14 protein-coding genes and 1 pseudogene are annotated in these 18,759 nt (G+C 56.2%); 6 read left to right on the top strand and 9 right to left on the bottom strand.

The features are described 5' to 3' along the window. Window positions 1-6 precede the first annotated feature (6 nt). Window positions 7-1,461 (bottom strand): Wzz/FepE/Etk N-terminal domain-containing protein, encoded by a 1,455-nt coding sequence (locus tag WGT02_RS22190; protein ID WP_024316858.1) that lies wholly within the window; start codon window positions 1,459-1,461, stop codon window positions 7-9. Window positions 1,462-1,808: 347 nt separating this feature from the next. Between WGT02_RS22190 and WGT02_RS22185 the strand changes: the two genes are divergently transcribed. Both WGT02_RS22185 and WGT02_RS22180 read left to right on the top strand, forming a co-directional pair. Next, window positions 1,809-3,110, top strand: a complete 1,302-nt coding sequence (locus WGT02_RS22185) for a polysaccharide biosynthesis/export family protein (protein ID WP_208246857.1) — start codon at window positions 1,809-1,811, stop codon at window positions 3,108-3,110. A gap of 31 nt (window positions 3,111-3,141) precedes the next feature. After that, window positions 3,142-4,677: an O-antigen translocase gene (locus tag WGT02_RS22180; RefSeq protein ID WP_208246856.1), complete on the top strand. Its 1,536-nt coding sequence runs from the start codon at window positions 3,142-3,144 to the stop codon at window positions 4,675-4,677. 323 nt (window positions 4,678-5,000) lie between these two features. On the opposite strand, the gene WGT02_RS22175 is transcribed toward WGT02_RS22180, so the two are convergent. The 7 genes from WGT02_RS22175 to WGT02_RS22145 form a co-directional block, all read right to left on the bottom strand. Then, the gene (locus WGT02_RS22175; protein WP_225040010.1) at window positions 5,001-5,663 is read right to left on the bottom strand and encodes a hypothetical protein; all 663 of its coding nucleotides are present in this window, start codon (window positions 5,661-5,663) and stop codon (window positions 5,001-5,003) included. Window positions 5,664-6,287: 624 nt separating this feature from the next. Next, on the bottom strand, window positions 6,288-7,466 hold the full coding sequence (locus WGT02_RS22170) for a DegT/DnrJ/EryC1/StrS aminotransferase family protein (RefSeq protein ID WP_208246854.1): 1,179 nt from the start codon (window positions 7,464-7,466) through the stop codon (window positions 6,288-6,290). Beyond that, a complete protein-coding gene (locus tag WGT02_RS22165) occupies window positions 7,463-8,437 on the bottom strand; it encodes an NAD-dependent epimerase/dehydratase family protein (protein WP_024316863.1) in 975 nt (324 codons plus the stop codon). The genes WGT02_RS22170 and WGT02_RS22165 overlap by 4 nt, the downstream gene beginning before the upstream one ends. Before the next feature lie 3 nt (window positions 8,438-8,440). After that, on the bottom strand, window positions 8,441-9,151 hold the full coding sequence (locus tag WGT02_RS22160; protein WP_024316864.1) for a DapH/DapD/GlmU-related protein: 711 nt from the start codon (window positions 9,149-9,151) through the stop codon (window positions 8,441-8,443). Then, window positions 9,141-10,247 carry a DegT/DnrJ/EryC1/StrS aminotransferase family protein gene (locus WGT02_RS22155; protein WP_040680869.1) on the bottom strand — a complete coding sequence of 369 codons (1,107 nt, stop codon included), beginning with the start codon at window positions 10,245-10,247 and terminating at the stop codon, window positions 9,141-9,143. Before WGT02_RS22155 ends, WGT02_RS22160 begins: the two co-directional genes overlap by 11 nt. Further along, window positions 10,244-11,281, bottom strand: coding sequence for a Gfo/Idh/MocA family protein (locus WGT02_RS22150; protein ID WP_024316866.1), 1,038 nt, complete (start codon window positions 11,279-11,281; stop codon window positions 10,244-10,246). The genes WGT02_RS22155 and WGT02_RS22150 overlap by 4 nt, the downstream gene beginning before the upstream one ends. Next, window positions 11,278-11,784, bottom strand: coding sequence for an acyltransferase (locus tag WGT02_RS22145; RefSeq protein WP_208246852.1), 507 nt, complete (start codon window positions 11,782-11,784; stop codon window positions 11,278-11,280). The genes WGT02_RS22150 and WGT02_RS22145 overlap by 4 nt, the downstream gene beginning before the upstream one ends. A gap of 326 nt (window positions 11,785-12,110) precedes the next feature. Here WGT02_RS22145 and WGT02_RS22140 point away from each other — a divergent pair, with 326 nt between their 5' ends. The 3 genes from WGT02_RS22140 (at window position 12,111) to WGT02_RS22130 (ending at window position 16,303) form a co-directional block, all read left to right on the top strand. Next, window positions 12,111-13,352, top strand: a complete 1,242-nt coding sequence (locus tag WGT02_RS22140) for a glycosyltransferase family 4 protein (protein ID WP_208246850.1) — start codon at window positions 12,111-12,113, stop codon at window positions 13,350-13,352. Window positions 13,353-13,884: 532 nt separating this feature from the next. Further along, window positions 13,885-14,823 (top strand): glycosyltransferase family 2 protein, encoded by a 939-nt coding sequence (locus WGT02_RS22135; protein WP_225040012.1) that lies wholly within the window; start codon window positions 13,885-13,887, stop codon window positions 14,821-14,823. Between the two features lie 31 nt (window positions 14,824-14,854). Further along, entirely contained in the window at window positions 14,855-16,303 is a 1,449-nt protein-coding gene (locus tag WGT02_RS22130; RefSeq protein WP_024316870.1) for a hypothetical protein, read from the top strand. Window positions 16,304-16,318: 15 nt separating this feature from the next. Here WGT02_RS22130 and WGT02_RS22125 read toward each other — a convergent pair. Continuing rightward, a pseudogene (locus tag WGT02_RS22125) lies at window positions 16,319-16,508 on the bottom strand (IS630 family transposase); the annotation flags it as partial. Window positions 16,509-16,695: 187 nt separating this feature from the next. Here WGT02_RS22125 and WGT02_RS22120 point away from each other — a divergent pair. Continuing rightward, complete coding sequence (locus tag WGT02_RS22120; protein ID WP_024316871.1) at window positions 16,696-18,192, top strand: hypothetical protein; 1,497 nt, start codon at window positions 16,696-16,698, stop codon at window positions 18,190-18,192. The last annotated feature ends 567 nt before the right edge of the window (window positions 18,193-18,759 follow it).

Below are 18,759 nucleotides of genomic sequence, written 5' to 3'. Positions count from 1 at the left end.
ACGACGTCAACGGTGGCTGAATATTCGCGTGACGCTATTGAGCTTCCTTTTCAATGGTGGCGTTCGGGTTTCGTAGGGGGTGTTGATGAAAGGAATAACCGCAAGTGGCTGCGCCTGGAGCATCTGGACCAATTCAGCCGGCCGGCGGATCGTCTTGTTCAGTATTTCAAGCAATGCGATGACTGCGAGACTCAAGCCAAGCCCTGCGAGGATGCCGCCAATAACGATGAGACGACGTTTCGATCGCAGTGGTTGTTGCGGTTGGGTGGCTTCCTCCAGAAGTGAGAATCGCCCGCCGTCGGAACGTGCCTCCATCTGCTGGCCCAACGAGGCTTCTGCCCGTTTGGCAATTGCCGTGTTGTACTGCGTTTGCGTATTCGCAAGCGTGCGCTCAAGGGCGTTCAGTCGAATATCGGTGGCTGGCGTGGCGCGGATGGATTGCGTCAGTTCTTCAATCTTCCCGGTTATCTGCGCCCGCTCCTGTTCGATCGCTTCAATCCGCCTGTCCACGTCGGAGAGCTGAAAATCAAGACCCGATGGCGCCTTGGTGTCGCCACCCTCTTGCTTCTTGGGGACCACCTTGCCGCGCAGTGCGGCGATGCGCGCCCGCAGCGCGACTATGTTTGGGCTCGTTTCCGAGAATACCGTAAGCTGATCGGAAAGGGCCTTGTTCAGATCGAGCAGCATTTGTTGTTCCGCAGTCAAAGGCTCGCCGGTGGGATATTTGCCGGTAACCATGTAGGTTTCAACCAGAAGACTGCGTCTTGTGCGAAGATCCGATTGCTCCCGCTCGAGCGATATCAGCCGTTCCTGCAATGCGCTCTGCTGTGTGCGACGAAAACCCAGGCTTTCGGGAAGCGTTTCTCTGTTTTCGTTCTTGAATTTCAGGAGTTCCGCCTCGACACGAGCAAGGTCGCCATCCAGTCTTTTCACCTCGTCGTCAAAGAACTCCAGAGTATTTCCTGCCCTGTCTGTTCTTTGTTTCTGATTGCCGGACAGGATCGATGTCGCAAGCTCATTGGCGACCTGCGCTGCCAGGAGCGGGGACTTGGCCTCGAACCCAATCGTGAATACCGATGCACCGTCGCCGCCGCTCAATTCTGTTTCTTCAAAAATGATGCGGGAACGCATGTTTTTTACAAGGTATTCGACCGGCGGCTGTTCCTTTTCGCCGGCGTAGATGTCGAGCTTTGCTGCGAGTTTGACAAGATTGTCCCGCGTCGTCACCTGCTGCTGGATTATTTGCAACTGGCCCATGGAACTGGTCTGGACAGTGGACCGGACGAGGTTGACGGGGATCTGCGGCGCCTCGACCAGGATCTTTGCCGACGACTGATAGGTGCGTGGCTGAAATACCGCAAAAATAAGAGCCAGAACCGTACTCGCTGTTACGCACAGCAGGATATACGGCAACCTCCGTCGAAGAATTGAAAGGTAAAAGTGGACATCGATGTCACCCATTACGAATATATCCGAACTTGAAAACTAGAGCGGCGTAGTGCGAGGTGTCATCTTCGACCAGATTTGAAAGGCATGATAGTTGGTCGTTAGTGTATATGGCATGGTCGTTCGCTAGTCCATTTGGGTAGCTTTCAATCTCGCCTTGCCGTCATGTTTCGTTACTGATTCCAGCCAATCAATTCTTTTGAGTGTCGCGAAGACTAACTCCTATTGATTACTTCTGGCATATTGCCCCGAAAGATAGCGATACCGTAGAATGAAAGAATAAAATCATCGCTGTACCAGACAGCACCCACGGCAGCTCCTGCTTCAGCTCGAGGTGTCGCGAAATCTTGTTGGAGCGTTACATGATATTGCACACAGGTTTCGACAAGCTTCCGCGCGCTGTCCCACGGCTTGTTGCAACTGCGAGTGCTTTGCTGTTTGTCCTGAATGTCGGCGCAGCCCTCGCCTCCCCAATTTTCCCCAACACGAAGATTCGGCTGACGCTTGTCCAGTGGATGCCAACGAAGGGAAGCTACGAGCAATGGGCTGCCGTGGGGGGGGAATATACAGTCTCGGACCAGGGGACAATCATTGTCCCACTGGTTGGCGCCGTGTCCGTTGAAAACAAGGACGAAGCGGCTCTGGCATCGGACATCTCCAAAAAGCTGAAAGAAAAGATCGGGCTGGTCGACGAGCCAGCCGCTACCATCGAAATCCTGAAATACCCACCGATCTATGTCGTGGGCGACGTCAAAAATCCTGGCGAATATGAATTCCGAACCGGGATGACGGTTCTTCAAGCCTTGGCGGTGGGCGGAGGCCAGATGCGGGCACTGGATGCGACCGAAAGCCCACAAGCGGTTTTCAAACTGGTCGGCGATGCAAAGGAGATCGATGACTCGATCATGCGCAGTGCCGCAAAAATTGAGCGCCTGGAAGCAGAAATGGCGGGGCAGCCAACGTTCCGATCCAAACAGAAACAATCGAACGATGGCGATGGCGCTGCCGTATACCAGCAGGAAGAGGCCATATTCTCGGCGAGGGCAAACGAGCTTACGAGGCAGACGAAATCGTTGAATGCGCTTCGCGATCTCCTCTCAAGCGAGATCAGCGTGCTTGAAACGAAGATAAAGAGTACGGACGCAAACATAAACTCAGCGCAACAGCAGCTCAATAGCACCATTGCCCTCATTGAACGCGGCGCACTTGTCGCAACACGACAGGCAGAAGCCGAGCGCGTGATAAGAGCTTACCAGAACGAGCGCCTTGATCTTACCGTCCTGATAATGCGGGCCCGGCAAAGCATCAGCCAGACGACGCGGGATCTTGAAGGACTTGCAGACAGAAGACAGACAGAAATTGCTTCGGCTTTGCAGTCGGAGCGCGCCGTTATGAGCAGTTTGCAGGTTAAGAAGATCACAACTCAGAAAGTGCTTATGGAAACCCTGGCATCGGGCGCGTCGTTGGGGCCCGTTGGAAAACCAAAGCTTGTGTACACCGTCGTCCGCAACAGTGGTGGCAAGAGCACCGAGACACCCGCTTTTGAGGCCACGTCAATGGGGCCGGGAGACGTCTTGAAGGTCACCCTTGTCGCAGCGTCCCAAACACCTGCGTCAATATCGCCGGATATGTCCGCATCGACACCACAGGGCGTCGGCCAATGATCTGCGTATTTATCATTGCAAAGCAATCTCAATGAAGCCTGGTTCTCTAAATCCGACGCCCGCTACCCTTCCCAGCGGTCAAGATAGCAAGAGTTACAATCAGATCATCAGGTCCACCATGCTGATCGGTGGCTCGTCCGTCATCAATGTGGTGTTCTCCATCGCCCGAAACAAAGCCATGGCGCTGCTTCTCGGACCCGAAGGCATCGGCATGATGGCGCTCTACAATTCAGTCGCAGATATCGCTCAGACCGTCGCAGGTCTTGGCATCAATGCCAGTGGTGTTCGGCAGATAGCGGCTGTCGGTTCGCACGATGCCAAGCGGATATCAGAGGTTGTCGCGGTGCTGCGCCGCGTTTCCATCATCCTGGGCTTGGTGGGAGCGGCACTCTTGCTTCTTTTTTCCGGACCTGTGGCAGAGTTCACCTTCGGAGATCGCCAGCATATGGTCGGCGTGATGATCCTGTCGCTCGCGGTGTTCTTTCAGGTTGCAGCTGCAGGAAGAGGAGCGCTGATACAGGGTGTGCGCGACATTTCCGGTCTCGCCTGGATGAGTGTGCTCGGGGGCCTCTTCAGTTTGGTCGTCGGGGTGCCGATCATTTATTTCCTGGGCTCGCGTGGGATCGCGATAGCACTCGCGGCAGCAGCTTTCGCAAGCTTCGTAATCTCGTGGTGGTTCAGCCGGAGGATTGATATCCCTAGCGTCTCTCTGTCAGCGGGACGGGCACTGCAGGAAACGAGCGCGCTATTTAAGCTTGGCATCGTATTTATGGCGAGTGGCTTTTTGACAATGGGCAGCGCCTACGCCATTCGTCTCATCGTCTCGTCGGAAAGCGGGTTGCATGCGGCTGGCCTCTATCAGGCAGCATGGTCCTTGGGAGGCCTTTATGCCGGCTTCATCCTGCAGGCCATGGGAACCGACTTCTATCCACGCCTTACCGCTGTTGCCGAGGACAACGCAGAATGCAACCGACTGGTCAACGAACAGACTGAAGTGAGCATCCTATTGGCAGGTCCAGGTCTGATCGCAACACTGACGCTGGCCCCAGCGGTCATGGCGCTTTTTTACTCCTCGGAGTTCCAGGGGGCGGTCGAAATTCTGCGCTGGATTTGCCTTGGAATGATGCTGAGAATTGTGGCCTGGCCGATTGGATTCATCGTACTTGCCAAGGGCGCTAAGGCGATTTTCTTCTGGTCAGAAGTCGCCGCGACCGTTGTTCATGTTGGACTTGCTTGGCTGTGTGTGCCTAAATTCGGCGCTGCAGGGGCAGGCTTTGCATTCTTCGGCCTCTACGTTTGGCACGGCATCCTGATATATTGTGTTGCACGACGCTACACGAATTTTCGCTGGTCACCGGCCAATCGCAAACTGATCATCGCCTATCTTCCGATATCAGGATTGGTGTTTGGCGCCTTCCAGTTTTTGCCGCTCTGGCAAGCAACCAGTCTCGGGCTGGCGATTGCGATCATGGTCGGCCTCTACTCCCTGAGGATGCTTGCAGGTCTGCTACCTGAACACGCGTTTCCGCGACTGATCCGGCCTCTTCTAAACATGCGAGGGGTTTGAGGCAGACCCGTCAGTCGCAATCATGCAGATTGGCAAGCCCTTCTTCACGTCGCATCCCCTCGCGACAACGAGGCGACTTTTCAGCGCGATACGCCTGAAATAGACTGGTCGTTGGCAACATCCACCAGGGATGGCTGCAATCAGTGACAAAGCGCCGGGCACTGTCCTGCGGCCGAGCAGAACACATGCTTTTTTGAGCGAGGAGCTTGACATCTTCCCGGCCGCTTCGACGGCGGCGGTGTATTGTGGCATTGTGGTCGCGGGCGACCTCGTCGATGATTTCTTCATGCGATAGATCGCATCCGTGCCAGGCGTTCAATGACCTAACTGGCGACACGTCCACCTATTTGCTGGACGACTTTTGCTCGCCGCCACTCGCTGGCGAGCAGCACAATGACAATCCCAGCCATCTCCAGAATCCAGTACCATTTGAGGCCTAGGAAACGGCTTCTAAAGAAGCTGTCGAGATGATGGAAAGATGCCGCACGAATTAGCACGTACCCGAGCACAAACGTCGAGCCGACCAATGCAATCCACATCTGAATTGGCGACGTTCTAACCCAGTAGATAAAGGCTGGTATAATGGCCAGGCACACAGCGGCAACGCTAACCACGAAATAAATTTGAACAGCCTGGCGTCGTTCATACCAGCCCTCCGAGTAAGCAAGCATGCGGCCAAGCTCTGTCATGCCAGACTGAAGGTCTAGCTGCTTATTTATGCCGAGAATGAAAAAGAATACTGAGATAATGCGCCAGATATGCGCGTCGGATTTGTCGTTCCAATTTTGCCGACGGACGCACCCCATAGTCATCCAGCAGCTGACGCTGGCAAGCAAGTAGAGAGCGACTGTAACCCATCCCGCGATCGTGGGGTCGCCAATGCCGGGGTGCCAACTGAACTCATAATTGTCTACCACTCCCGCCCCCCCGAAAAGTGCATGCGTTTTTGAAGTGCCAATCTTCACGGTTTTCATCTTCGTCGGCAAGTTCGCCTTTTGGCGAACTGTTCCCAGCGCCGAAAAGAAACGAACGGTGTCCGCCGACTGCGTTTTTAGACGCCACGTTTTGAACGGTGGAGACTTTCGCGAATCCAACCAAACCGGCATGCCCTGCAGGTTTTGGAAAATCCGGACAAGGATTCCACTGAATTTCGGACAGCGATATCAATGTCTCACGATAGGGTGCATTCCAATAATCCCGGTAAATCCGGGACAAGGCTTCGGCACAAACGGCCGACCTTGGCCGACGCCGGTTTTTATTCTGTCTCTGACTTGAACGTGTAAAGCATGGGGCGATCCGATCGATTTTGAGAGTGACGCACAAGCCAGATCGTCCGGCTCCCGCGATATCGGAGCGGCTGAACATCAGCAAGACAATTGGCAAAGACGCAGCGCAACTGTCAGACCGAACTCGATCAAAGAATAGAGCGCACGACCGTCGAGGAGATGTCGAACGCCATCACTTGCAGTGCGCCAAAGGGCGAAGTTGGCGTCGGCAATCGCCAGGTCGGGCCAGACAAGCCGGGTCGTTTACATTGACTGGGGAATCCGGTCAGGCCTTTTCCCAGGATCACTTCAGTCTGACGGCGGCCGCAAGCTGCAGGTGGGAAATCAACCCACCCGCTCAATCGCCAAATGGGGCGAGACAGAGGCCTGCACTGCCTCCACGACGCAGGTCACATCGATCCCTTCCATCTGCGCAAACAGTGGCAGAATGATCGAGTGCTGCTGTGCTGCAACGCTTTGCTGAAGGCTCGTCACAACCCGGTGTGACCCAGGCACGGAATAGGCGCCCTCGAGGTGAATGTTCATGATCCCACGTCTTGTCGAAACCCCTCGGTCAAGCAGCTCCTGCATGACATCGCGTTGATCCAAATATGATGCCAATTTGAGACAGAAGCTCTGCCAATTGCTGCGAGCCCAAGTGGGCTCGTTGGGCAGCTCGACATTCGCTGCCGAAGAAAGCTTCTCGGTGTAGTGGCTCGCGATCTCGCGCCGCCGCGCGATGATCGTCGGAAGGCGCTTGAGTTGTTCTCGACCGACGGCGGCCTGCATATCGGTCATTCGATAGTTGTAACCAAGCTCGGGATAGGATTCGAAAATGACCTGCTTGGAACCGTGCCGTACGGCATCCGTGACACTCATGCCATGCTGCCGCCACAGGCGAAACTTTCGGTCATACTCGGGATTGGCGGTCGTCAGCATACCGCCATCGCCCGTTGTCACTACCTTACGGGGATGAAACGAAAAGCAAGCAATATCGCCATGGGGCTTGCCAATCTTTTCCCAACGACCCTTCCAGAGGATTTCGCTACCAGTCGCGCAAGCAGCATCCTCAATCACCGGGATGCAATGACGGGCTGCGATCGCAACAATACGATGCAGGTCGCAAGGCATTCCGAGCTGATGGACGCAAACGATGGCCTTGGTGCGGGGCGTGATGGCCGCCTCGATCAGGTCAGGATCGATGTTGTAACCATCTTTCTCGATATCAACGAAGACCGGCACGGCGCCACAATAGCGGATCGCATTTGCGGTTGCGATGAACGTGTGGCTAACGGTTATGACTTCATCGCCAGCGTCGACCCCGACCGCCTTGAGAGCAAGGTGAAGCGCGGTTGTGCAATTTGAAACGGCGCATGCGTGCCTAGCACCAACAAAGTCGGCAAACTCTTCTTCGAAGGCAGCCACCTCAGGCCCTTGTGTAACCCAGCCCGATAAAATAACGCGTCGGACCGCCTCGACTTCATGTTCATCGAGAACAGGCTTGGCAACCGGAATCTGGCTCATGCTGCCTCTCCTGCCTTCACGCTTTTTTCCTGGCGCCACCACGCCACAAGATCACGCAGGCCCTCTTCCATTGTCACCTGTGAGCTAAAGCCCAGGAGCTCCTCGGCCTTGGCAGTCGAAGCAAGGCGTCGCGGCACGGCATTGACTTTGCGCGCCGGCCCAAATTGGGGCTCTAACGATGAGCCCATTACCTTGGTCAGCAGGGCCGCAAGCTCGCGAAGGCTCGTCTCGCTACCGCTTGCCACATTGAAGACCTCGTCAGTCACATCGGATTTCGCAGCAAGCAGATTAGCCCGCGCAATGTCGTACACATGCACGAAATCCATCGTCTGCGTACCATCGCCGAGGATGATCGGCGGCAAGCCGCCGGCAATCCGTTCCATCCAACGGATCAGAACTTCCGTGTAGGCGCCGTAAACATCCATGCGGGGTCCATAGACGTTGAAGTAGCGCAGTGCCACGTAGCGCAGCCCATACATCTCCGCAAAGCTGCGCAACAGCCCCTCGTTGAAGGCTTTGGCGGCGCCATAGATTGTACGATTATTGTATGGGTGATGCTCCTCCGTGGTCGGGAAGCTGTCGGCCAATCCAAGGACCGAAGCAGAGGACGCTGCTACAACCTTCGACACCCCGGCCTGAACGGCGGCTTCAAGAACGTCGAATGTCCCGCCCGCCAGAACGTCAAATGCAAGCCGCGGCTCCTCCGCGCACTGCGTAATGCGAATGGCAGCCTGGTGGAAGACGACATCGATACCTTGGCTGACTTCCTTGAGAAGCGCTCGATCGCGAATGTCTCCCTCGACTATGGTTACGGGAGCTTTGTCGACGGCGTCAGCCAGATTCTCTAGTCTGCCACGGACGAAGTTATCGAGGATCAGTATTTCCTTCGGTTCCTCACGGGCGACAAGATCCGCAATGTGCGATCCGATGAGACCGGCGCCGCCGGTGATCAAAATCCGTTTGTCTTTCATACTTCAACTCTCCGAATTTGGTCCGCCCGAATCCTGATCCGATCGCCAGCGGAGGAATTTTGCAGGAACGCCGGCAACGACAGAGAAGGGTGCGACATCGTCAACGACAACGGCTCCCGCGCCGACAATTGCGCCTTTACCAATAGTCACACCTGGAAGGATGGTGGCATTGGTGCCGATGTCTGCCCACGCGCCAATGCGGACCGGCCTGATTTCTAGGTCGGTGCGGATAATTGGCATGTCGACTGGTATTGCAGTGTGACTTGAGCCCAGCACCTTTGCGCCAGGGCCCCACCCGACATGATCTTCAAGCACGAGGTCACGCGCGTCAAAATAGGCTTGGGGCCCGATCCACACGTTGTTGCCGATCCGGCAGGTGCCGTCGAATCTGCCCTGAATGTAGGATTGTGCGCCGATAAAGACCCCCTCGCCGATCTCGAACGTTTCCGGATGCTTGAAACCGGCGCCGCTACCGACCTGCAAGCCGTTCCCGCAGGTGCGCGCCAGGCTTTTCCAGATCGCCTTACGCATGAAGCTGTCAACGAACCCATCGCCGGTCGCAAACCGTGCGTAGAGTTCAATGAGGCCTGCGGTGCCATACGTGCGCGCCAGCTCTTTTGCCAGCTGAACGACATAGTCAGGGTCCAAGGCGGGTTGCTGGCGCCCGTGCACGGCCAGGACAAGACGCACGCCGGTGACGGGGTCAGCTGACATAGGCGTCCTGCTCCACAGCAGCGGCAATCTGATCGACTTGTTTTATTGTGAGCTCCGGATAGATCGGCAACGAGAGAACTTCACGCGCTGCGGCCTCAGATATCGGGAGATCTCCGGAACGATAGCCAAGATCGGCGTGCGCCTTTTGGAGATGGATTGGTATCGGGTAGTGGAGCCCGGTATGAATGCCCTCTGACCGCAACGAGTGCTGCAACCGCTCGCGGTCGTGGGTGCGCACGGCGTAAACGTGGTAGACATGCCGTCGATCCATCATCGCAATGGGGACGCGCACGGATCGCGAGCCGGCCATGAGCTTTGAGTAGCGATCGGCGCGAACCCGTCGTGCTTCCGTCCAGGCTTCGAGATGTCGAAGCTTGATGCGCAGGATTGCGCCCTGGATTTCATCCATGCGGTAGTTGAAGCCCTTGAGTGTATGGTGATAGCGCTGTTCCTGGCCCCAGTCCCGTAACATTCGGATTTTCTTGGCATGCTCGTCGTCATTAGTGACGACGATGCCGCCTTCGCCACAGGCGCCGAGGTTTTTGCCAGGGTAAAAGCTAAAGCAGCCCGACACACCGATGCTTCCCGCACGCCGTCCCTTGTATTCTGCCCCATGAGCCTGGCACGCGTCCTCAATCACCGGAATTCCGTGCTTGTCAGCGATGGCCTTGATTGCGTCCATGTCCGCCATCTGTCCATAAAGATGGACTGGCATGATGGCCTTGGTCCGCGGTGTTATCGCGGCTTCCAGCTTGCCTGGATCCATTGTGAGCGTCGCCGGTTCGACATCAACGAAGACAGGACGAGCGCCCGTATAGCTGACTGCAGATGCAGTCGCGACGAACGTGAACGAAACTGTTACGACCTCGTCACCTGGGCCGACGCCGGCAGCAAGCAGAGCAAGATGCAAAGCGCTTGTACCGGTGTTGACCGCGATCGCATGCTTGGCATCGCAATAGGCCGCGAACTCCTCCTCGAAGCGGGCGACTTCCTCGCCAAGCACATAATGGCCCGACGCGAGCACGCGCAGCACGGCGGGCTCGACCTCGCTCTTGATGGCGGCATACTGAGCCTTGAGATCGAGCAGGGGGATCATGCAATCATCCTCGCCGGCTCGAGTTCGACGACACGCCCGCGCTGCGCGAGCGACTGGGTGGCAGCCTCAAGAATGCGCACAACCCGAAGTCCCGCATGGCCATCGGCGATCGGCTGGCTATTCGTGACGACGCAGTCGACAAACTGCTTGAGTTCGCGGCCAAGCGCTTCCGTCATATCGAGTTGAGGTGCATACATGTCACCGGTTCGATAGCCCACGCGCATATCGTAGACTTTCTCACCGTCAGCTTGCGGATTGCCGTTAAGCGTGATGCCCTTGTCGTAAACCTTGATCTTCTCGCTCGGCTCCAGGTCGTCGTAGACGATCATCTTGCTACTGCCGCCGATCAACGTACGGCGCACCTTGACTGGTGCCAGCCAATTGACGTGGATGTGGGCAATCATTTTACTCTCGAAGAAGAGCGTCAGATAGGCGATGTTCTCCGGTTCGCCCACGACATGCCCCATGCCTGTGGCCGAGACCGCCACCGGCTTTTCCGGCAGAACGTAGTCCATAATTGATAGATCGTGGACGGCGAGATCCCAGATGACGCTGACGTCGTGCTGGAAAAGGCCGAGATTTACGCGCACGGAATCGTAGTAGTAAATGTCTCCCAGACCGTTCTCGATGATTTCCCGCATCTTGCGGACCGCACCCGTGTGGATGAAGGTGTGGTCAACTGCGAGAATAAGGCGTCTTCGCGCAGCCTCTTCCACCATCCGACGAGCTTCTTCAGAATTCGAGGCCATCGGCTTTTCGACAAACACGTGCTTGCCGGCCATCAGCGCTTTCATTGCCAGCATGTAGTGCGCCGATACTGGGGTCGCGATGGCGACCGCATCAACGAGAGGGTCACGCAACACCTCGTCGAAGTCATCGGTGATCTGGACTGTCGGGTAGCGCAGCTGGACGCCTGCTAGGCGGTCCTTCTTGAGATCACACACCCACATAAGCTTTGCGCCAGGCGTTTCCGCAAGATTCCGGACCAGGTTCGGTCCCCAATACCCGTAACCGACGACGGCAACCCCAATCATCTTGCTCTCCCGGATGACATGATTTCGACTGGCGCATCCTTTGCGCGGCCGATGATTCTTGCCGGCACGCCGGCTACAATTGCGTAGGCGGGCACATCCTTGGTGACGACCGCACCCGCGCCAATCTGTGCGCCCTCTCCGATCGTTACCCCCGCGACGATGGTGGCGTTGCTGCCTATCGACGCGCAACGCTTGACGAACGTCGGCACGACTGACCAGTCCGCGTCGGACTGAACGCTACCATCCAGGTTGACCGCACGTGGATGCAGGTCGTTGGTGAACATCACGCCGTGACCTACAAAGACGCCGTCTTCGATTGTGACGCCTTCGCAAATGAAAGAGTGGCTGGAGATCTTGCAGTTTTCTGCAATCGAGGCATTTTTCTGGATTTCGACAAAGGTGCCAATACGCGTTCCAGCGCCAATGGAACAACCATATAGATTTACCAAATCCGGATGATGAATAACGACGCCGTCACCCAAGGTGACGCTCGGTGCGATCATGTCGTTAAGGTCCCCTGTTAGATTAACTCAGAAACGTAGGAGCATCGGTGAGCCGGAATTTGCCTTTGCCGTTGCTTCACTATCGGCCCGCATAACAAGACAACTTTGCCTTTCTGCAGTAAAGCGAGCAAAAATCGGTATTTAGTCTACCCGAAAGTCGTAGATCTAACGTATTGTACGCGGCCATATCGGTGTATTTTAAATATATATTCACGTAAAATAATTATCGAAAGTTGGTATTGATGTTACTTCGTCACCCAGAACATATACAAGCTTGATGAGTGGTCGGGCAAATCTGTCGAAAGCGCTCTTAATGGAGGGGTGTATTGCGTATTCTCGTATATCCTCACGATTTGACGCTCGGCGGCAGTCAGATAAACGCAATTGATCTTGCTGCTGGAGTTGCCGAAAGGGGCCACGAGGTTATCGTTTACGGTATTCCCGGGCCTCTCGTTGATTACATAGAGGAAAGGGGTCTTCGCTTCCTGCCAGCTCACGACCTTAAATACCGACCTGCGCCATCGCGAATTGCGCAAATTGCGGCAATATCTCGTCGCGAGCGACTTGATCTCATCCATGCGTACGAATGGCCGCCGTGTCTCGATTCTTATTTTGGCGCGGCTCTGGCTCTGCGTGTTCCGCTCCTATGCACGGTTTTGAGCATGCAGGTCATGCCACACATTCCGGCATCGGTTCCGTTGATTATGGGAACGGCTGACCTCGGCGAGGAAGCGCGTAAGCGTCATCGGGCGAATGTCTGGGTGCTCGAGCCGCCAATCGACGTGGAACGTGACAATCCGCACATCAGCGGAAGAGAGTTTCGGTCTGCACACGGCGTAGGAAACGAAGATTTTTTGATCGTAAGCGTCTCACGTCTGGCGCTCGATCTTAAGCTGGATGCACTGGTAAGAGGTATCGACGCAGTGGATCAGCTTGCAAGCTCACACCCAGTGAAACTCATTCTGGTCGGAGATGGGCCGGCCCGTGGTGCGCTGCAATGTCGTGCGGATGACGTAAATAGACGCCACGGGCGAGAGGTGGTTGCGCTAATTGGCGCTGACCCCGATCCGCGCAGCGCTTATGCGGCAGCCGATCTTGTGATTGCCATGGGGAGTTCGGCACTTCGAGCGTTGGCAATCGGGCGCCCGCTCATCGTTCAAGGTGAGCAAGCTTTCTCTGAACTGTTCGACCAAACCAGCTGTGAGCTTTTCTTAAGACAAGGCTTCTACGGACTGGCAGATGGTGCATCCGGCCCCAGTCGATTGGTGGCACAAATCGCGCCCCTTATTCACCAGCCAGACCGACGCAGCGAACTCGGCCAATTTGGCAGAGAGTTCGTGAGTAAGCGTTTTGCATTGCACCGAGCTGTCGATTTTCAATTGGATGTGTATACGTCCGTGGTCAAAGCCTCCCCCGCAGCTCGGATCGGCGAAGCACTCCGCGCCGCTGGTCTGGCAGCGTCAGTGGAAATCGCCAATCACAACCCTTTTCAAAAGCGTCGAAATCGGAACCTCCAAAAGACGATACTATCAGCAGCACGATCTGGTGAATGGCCCCCCTCTTTTTGAGGTTTTGGCGACTACGATCGATGGCATGCCACACGTGTCGACAACGACCATCATGCCCCCTTCTTCGTAAACGTGACGACTGCAGCACGATATGGAGTATGGACATTGGCTAAACGCCATGCAGCCTCGGAAAGCCTTCGAACACCTCGTCATTAAGCTTCGGCCGCGCGTGTGAAGCTCGGCCGTAATCCCCAAGCTGCAATCGGTCTTTCTTCCTCCACACCTCTCGTTCATCCTTCCAGGGTCAGGGCAAGAGTGTCTCTTGCGCCGTCAGCTTGCCAGCCAGGCGAGCTGGCCGGGAAGTATCTGCGCCGTCTCATATGAAACCTCCCGGTGCGCACCACCCAGTTATTGCCCTCCAAGCGAAACCGAGTCCGCGCGCACGGTCCCCAAAATCCCTACAGCGTTAGATCCGATTGTGACCGCGGGACCGACCGAGTTGCTGGTCTGCAATCTCAGCCACTATCTCTTTGGGAGATCGGACGGCTACCACCTATTGGGCAAATTACATTGCAAGCCAAAGAAGACTAGGATGGCTGCGAATGCCGAACTGCGCACAGGAGCCTTTATGCCTAACATCGTCTCGGTGATACTTCCAACCTATAACAGAAGTCGCAGTTTAGTCGCTGCGATGAATAGTGTCCTTATCCAATCACATAAGGACCTTGAACTGATTGTCGTTGACGATGCCTCATCCGAAGATATTGAAAGCGTGGTGCGGGGAATAGGCGATACTCGGGTCAGGTATGTCAGGCGACCACAAAACGGCGGTGCAGGTGCTGCGCGCAATACGGGCCTTGCTCATGCCACAGGTGATTACATAGCTTTTCAAGACAGCGACGATATTTGGCTACCCAACAAACTCGAGCGACAGCTTCAACTTCTTGCGTCATTACCCGAGCACGTCCAGGTCGTGACGGGAGCTAAAATTGTTTACTATGGCCCCACACGCATGTTGCAAGCGCCGCCGCCAGAAGGACCGCTTCGTATAGACGAGAATCAGCTGGTCCGACTTTTGACGGAGAACCGGATCAGTGTTCAAAACGCGCTGTTCCAGAAGGGTTGCTTCCCCGGAACGGATTGGTTCGATGAGTGCGCGAGTGCCAATGAGGATTGGGAATTCGCAATTCGGCTGGCTCAGCACACGACCATATACGAGGATATGGAACCGGTCGTACTTGGCTTTATCTCAGCCGATAGCATATCCATGAATGATCGCAGAGAGCTAATTGGATACCTGCGTATACTGAGGAAGAACAGAACAATACTTAGAAAACTGAAGATTCAACGATCGCTGTTGATGATCGGAGCTAGTAGATACTTTCTAAAGCTTGGGAAAAGATCCACTGCGAGGAAGTTTCTTGTGGCAAGTTTTTTGGATAATCCGCCGAATATCAGGCTCCTCATATCGCCCATGGTCAAAAGGGCTATGCATTTAAGTTCTTGGCGGCCAAACCGGGCGGGAGCGTGACGATTTGCCGACGGTCGCGACGGAGAGGCCGATGAAGAGACTTGCAGCGTTGATAGCGTCGGCATCGATGTTCGCCACGAGCGCGGCTGCGACCCCGGCGGTGGCTACAGCGACCGTCAATTTTCGCTCAGAGCCAGGCACGGGCTATGGCAGCTTCGGAAACATCCGGGAGGGCAGCCCGCTCGACGTCTCCGAATGTGATGCCAGCGGGGCTTGGTGCACCGTCAAGTTTTTAGGCAGGGATGGGTCCGTCAACGGCAAATACATCAATCGCACCGAACCCGACAGACCGCCGTGGCCGCGCAGCTTCATGACGGGCAACGGTGCGACGCTGACGCTTTTCCAGCCTCAATTCACCGACTGGCCCGCGTTCACCGAGCTCAAAGCCAGCGATGCCGCAAAGCCGATCTACGGTGTCATCAGCGTCAGCGGAAAGACCGTCGCACACGACGATACGGACCAGGTCGTCATCACTGACATCAAAGCGACACAGGTGGACTTCTCGACCCTGGACCGGAAAGAGCCCACCGATCTGGCCCTCGAAGTCCGCAAACTGATGCCAACGGGTCCGATTACCGTGTCGAAGGAACGGCTGGCGGACAGCCTTCCCACCCCGACCTCCGGCCACCCCTCCACGGGTGGCATCGTGGTCCTCGGACGCAGCTTCCCGAACGAGACCAACACGGGCGTCCCGGACGACCTCAAGTCGAGCCTGACGCCGTACACCGGCTCCTGCACGATCACCGCTGCAGACGTGAAGATCGACCGCAAGGTTATCACCTGCGATCAGCTCCGGCTCCTTGGCCCTAAGACCGCCATCACAAACTCGATCATCAACGGCACGGTGTACTCCGACTGTTGCTACCTGAACGGATCCTACAGCCTGACAGACTCCGAAGTTCGTGGGCCAGACTCCACGGCCACCGTGGTCGGTGAGGCCAGGTTCAAGCTCCTCCGCGTCGAGGTGTCAGGTGGCTCTCGTTCGGTGAACTGCAACACCACCTGCGAGATCCGCGACTCCTACATCCACGGCCAGTACGGCGACAAGCGTGGCATCGACCACGAGTCCGGCATCCGGCAGGACTCACACGGCACGTTCGTGCACAACACGATCTCCTGCGACGCCATCGCTTACCCCAACCCCACCGGAGGCGCGGGATCGGGCTGCTCTGCCGCGGTCTCAGGCTATGGCGACTTCGGCACCGTGAACAACAACACGTTCACCGACAACCTGATCGAGTCCCGCGAGGGACTCACCGGTCAGGCCGCCAGCTCGTACTGCGTGTACGGCGGCTCCACCACAGGAAAGCCGTACCCGAACGCGCATCACATCGTGTTCACCGACAACATCTTCCGGCGCGGCGGCATGGGCAAGTGCGGCATCTATGGACCAGTCACCTCGTTCGACTCCAACGCTGAAGGCAGCCTCTGGCAAAGCAACCTCTGGGACGACGGCGCGACCGTTCCGCCCGCCAACTAGAGCGCGTCCGCTTTGATCGAGGTCATATCCTGCGGCCGCGAAGTAGTTTGCACATTCCTGCGGTTTGCAAAGCGTCCCGATTTTCCCGACGGTATCCCACAACGCATCAACCGACCGCTCTTTGCCCACAGAAGCGCTTTCAGTTTGGAAAGGGCCATTTCAATGGGTTGAAGTCGGGACTGTGGGGCAGGAGATAGAGCAAAAACGCAGCTATACACGCAAAAGCTTCCTCGTATACGTATAGTCCTCCACCATACTTGCGTTTTCATCCAAATAGATGACCCACGAGTGCGTTTACGTTCATGAACACTATCGGGTAAACTTGGAAAGCTTCGCCCCGGGATGCGGCCGGATCTGCATTACTTAGGCATCCTCCTCCAAGGGAAAAAGACATGTTGCTGCCAGGACAAGATAACTTTGATGGACAGTTCGTCATTTCGACTGTCGCCAAGCCATGCCCGCACGGCTGGCAGCAACGTCAACTCGGCACGCTTTTCCTGAACTTGGCTCCGACAACGCCTGTTGTGCCGGTGGTGGATGCCGACAACCGGTCCATCGGCTTGCTGTTAGGTATGCCCATCGACCTTGATCGAGGCGTTATTGTCGACGGGCAGTACAGGGTCGACTGCAAGCTGGATGACGTCCAAGACCTGGATGATTTCGTTGAGAAGAACATTTATCGATTGGCTGGAAGCTTCCTGTTCGTCCTCAGCGCGCTCGGATCGAGACGCATCTACCTTGATGCCAATGGCACACTCTCGGTGGTATATGATCCAGAGGCAAGAGTTGCTGGCGCGACCGCTTCGGTTCTTCTCGACGCCGTCGAATATAAGAAGCGTTTTCGAGCAGAACTTTACAAAACCCTCGATATCGAGGACGCCGGTTGGTTCACGGCCGGCCTCACGGCACACGAGGGCATCGAACGTCTTCTTTGCAATCACTACCTGGATTTAGACAGCTGGGCGGCAAGCCGCCATTGGCCGGTCGCAACAATCGAGGTCTCTCCCGATCCAGTGTCGACTTGCGCAAGAATCTGCGACCGCATTTCTAAAACGATAGAGATCCTTGCACGCGCCGGCAGTACCAGTGTAGCGCTGACTGCAGGCAATGACTCGCGCCTTCTGCTGGCATGTTCCCGGTACATGCTCGCGAACCTGACTTTTGTGACTGTGGCGGCGCCGACAGCAGATTTGGATGTCGCCTGCGCGAGACGCCTGGCGCGTCAGTTCGGCTTGCGGCATCAAGTCTTGCAGTACCGTGAGGCAACTGAAGCGGAGGCGGATCTTTGGCGGTTTAGAGCTGGTCACTGCGTTGGCGGCAACAACGTCAAGATGCACCCGAGCGTCAAGCCGCTCGAGGGACGACCCTTTGTAGGTGGCCTTGGGGGAGAAGTGGGCCGCGGCTTCTTATGGCTGAATGCCAGACCTGACACAGTCATAGACGCCAAAGGTCTGGTGGCTAGGTTGAAGTTGTCACGGACCGCCGAGGTGGTAAGCGCGGTGGATAACTGGCTTGCCCCCCTTGCCCATTTCGACGCTTTTTTCATATTGGATCTTGCCTATCTTGAATTGCGGATGAGCACGTGGGGATTTTGCGATTCGTATGTAAAACCAAAGCAACTCGAAATTCACCCCATGATATCCAGAGCAAATTATGTGGACATGCTGTCCCTTCCGCCGGAGGTGAGACGCAAGGGCGACATATATTTCCAGGCCATCGAAGCCCTCTGGAAAGAGGTGTCGGAGGTTCCAATCAACAAATACGGGAACTACAGAGACATGCTACGGCCGGCCAAGGAGGCGATCCGACATCCAAAGCGAGCATCAAGGAAAGTGATGCAGATCGTCGGCGCCTGGAGATCGAGGACGGCTGAAAAGAGCCGGACGTGAACACTGCGGCGCTCATCGCAGGCGGTATTTCGGGTCATTGAGTCAGCGTGAGGCGCGGCTTTCAAAGGTGTGCTGGGGAAGCGCTCGAGACTCATTCACCAGCCGAGCCTCAGAATTGCCTCGGCACGGAAAACGCATCCGAACAAACCGAACCGAAGCGCTCTTCCTTCACCGGCAGGTGGTGTCCCGGCAACCTTCGCGCCGTTTCGTCAAGTTGATGATCGTGTCGAGCCTGGACAGGAACAGATCTTGCTCCCTTGGATCACTTGGTTTTGGCATCCGCGTGCCGGCGAGATCCGCATCACCCCATCCCGACCCTGCAGCCCGATGAATTCACAACTCTCGAGGAAGGTCCTCGATGCCCCAAGTGCCACAATCTACGTGACCGCCTTTCAACCATCAATTTCGAAAGGCCCGCGGTTAGATTCCGTCACCAGATGGCCGTTTCGCGGCCGCTTACGCCATCATTGATCGCTCAGCGCGTCGCCCACAACGACGGCAGTCCGCCCGTCGATCTCATCCAGCCTGCCCGACCAGCCGCTGTTCAACGCGTCCAAAAGAGGCAGG

The organism is Rhizobium sp. T1470 (genome assembly GCF_042140505.1).
In the GTDB taxonomy this organism is placed as follows: domain Bacteria; phylum Pseudomonadota; class Alphaproteobacteria; order Rhizobiales; family Rhizobiaceae; genus Rhizobium; species Rhizobium favelukesii.
This window is presented reverse-complemented; position numbering and strand designations above follow the sequence as displayed.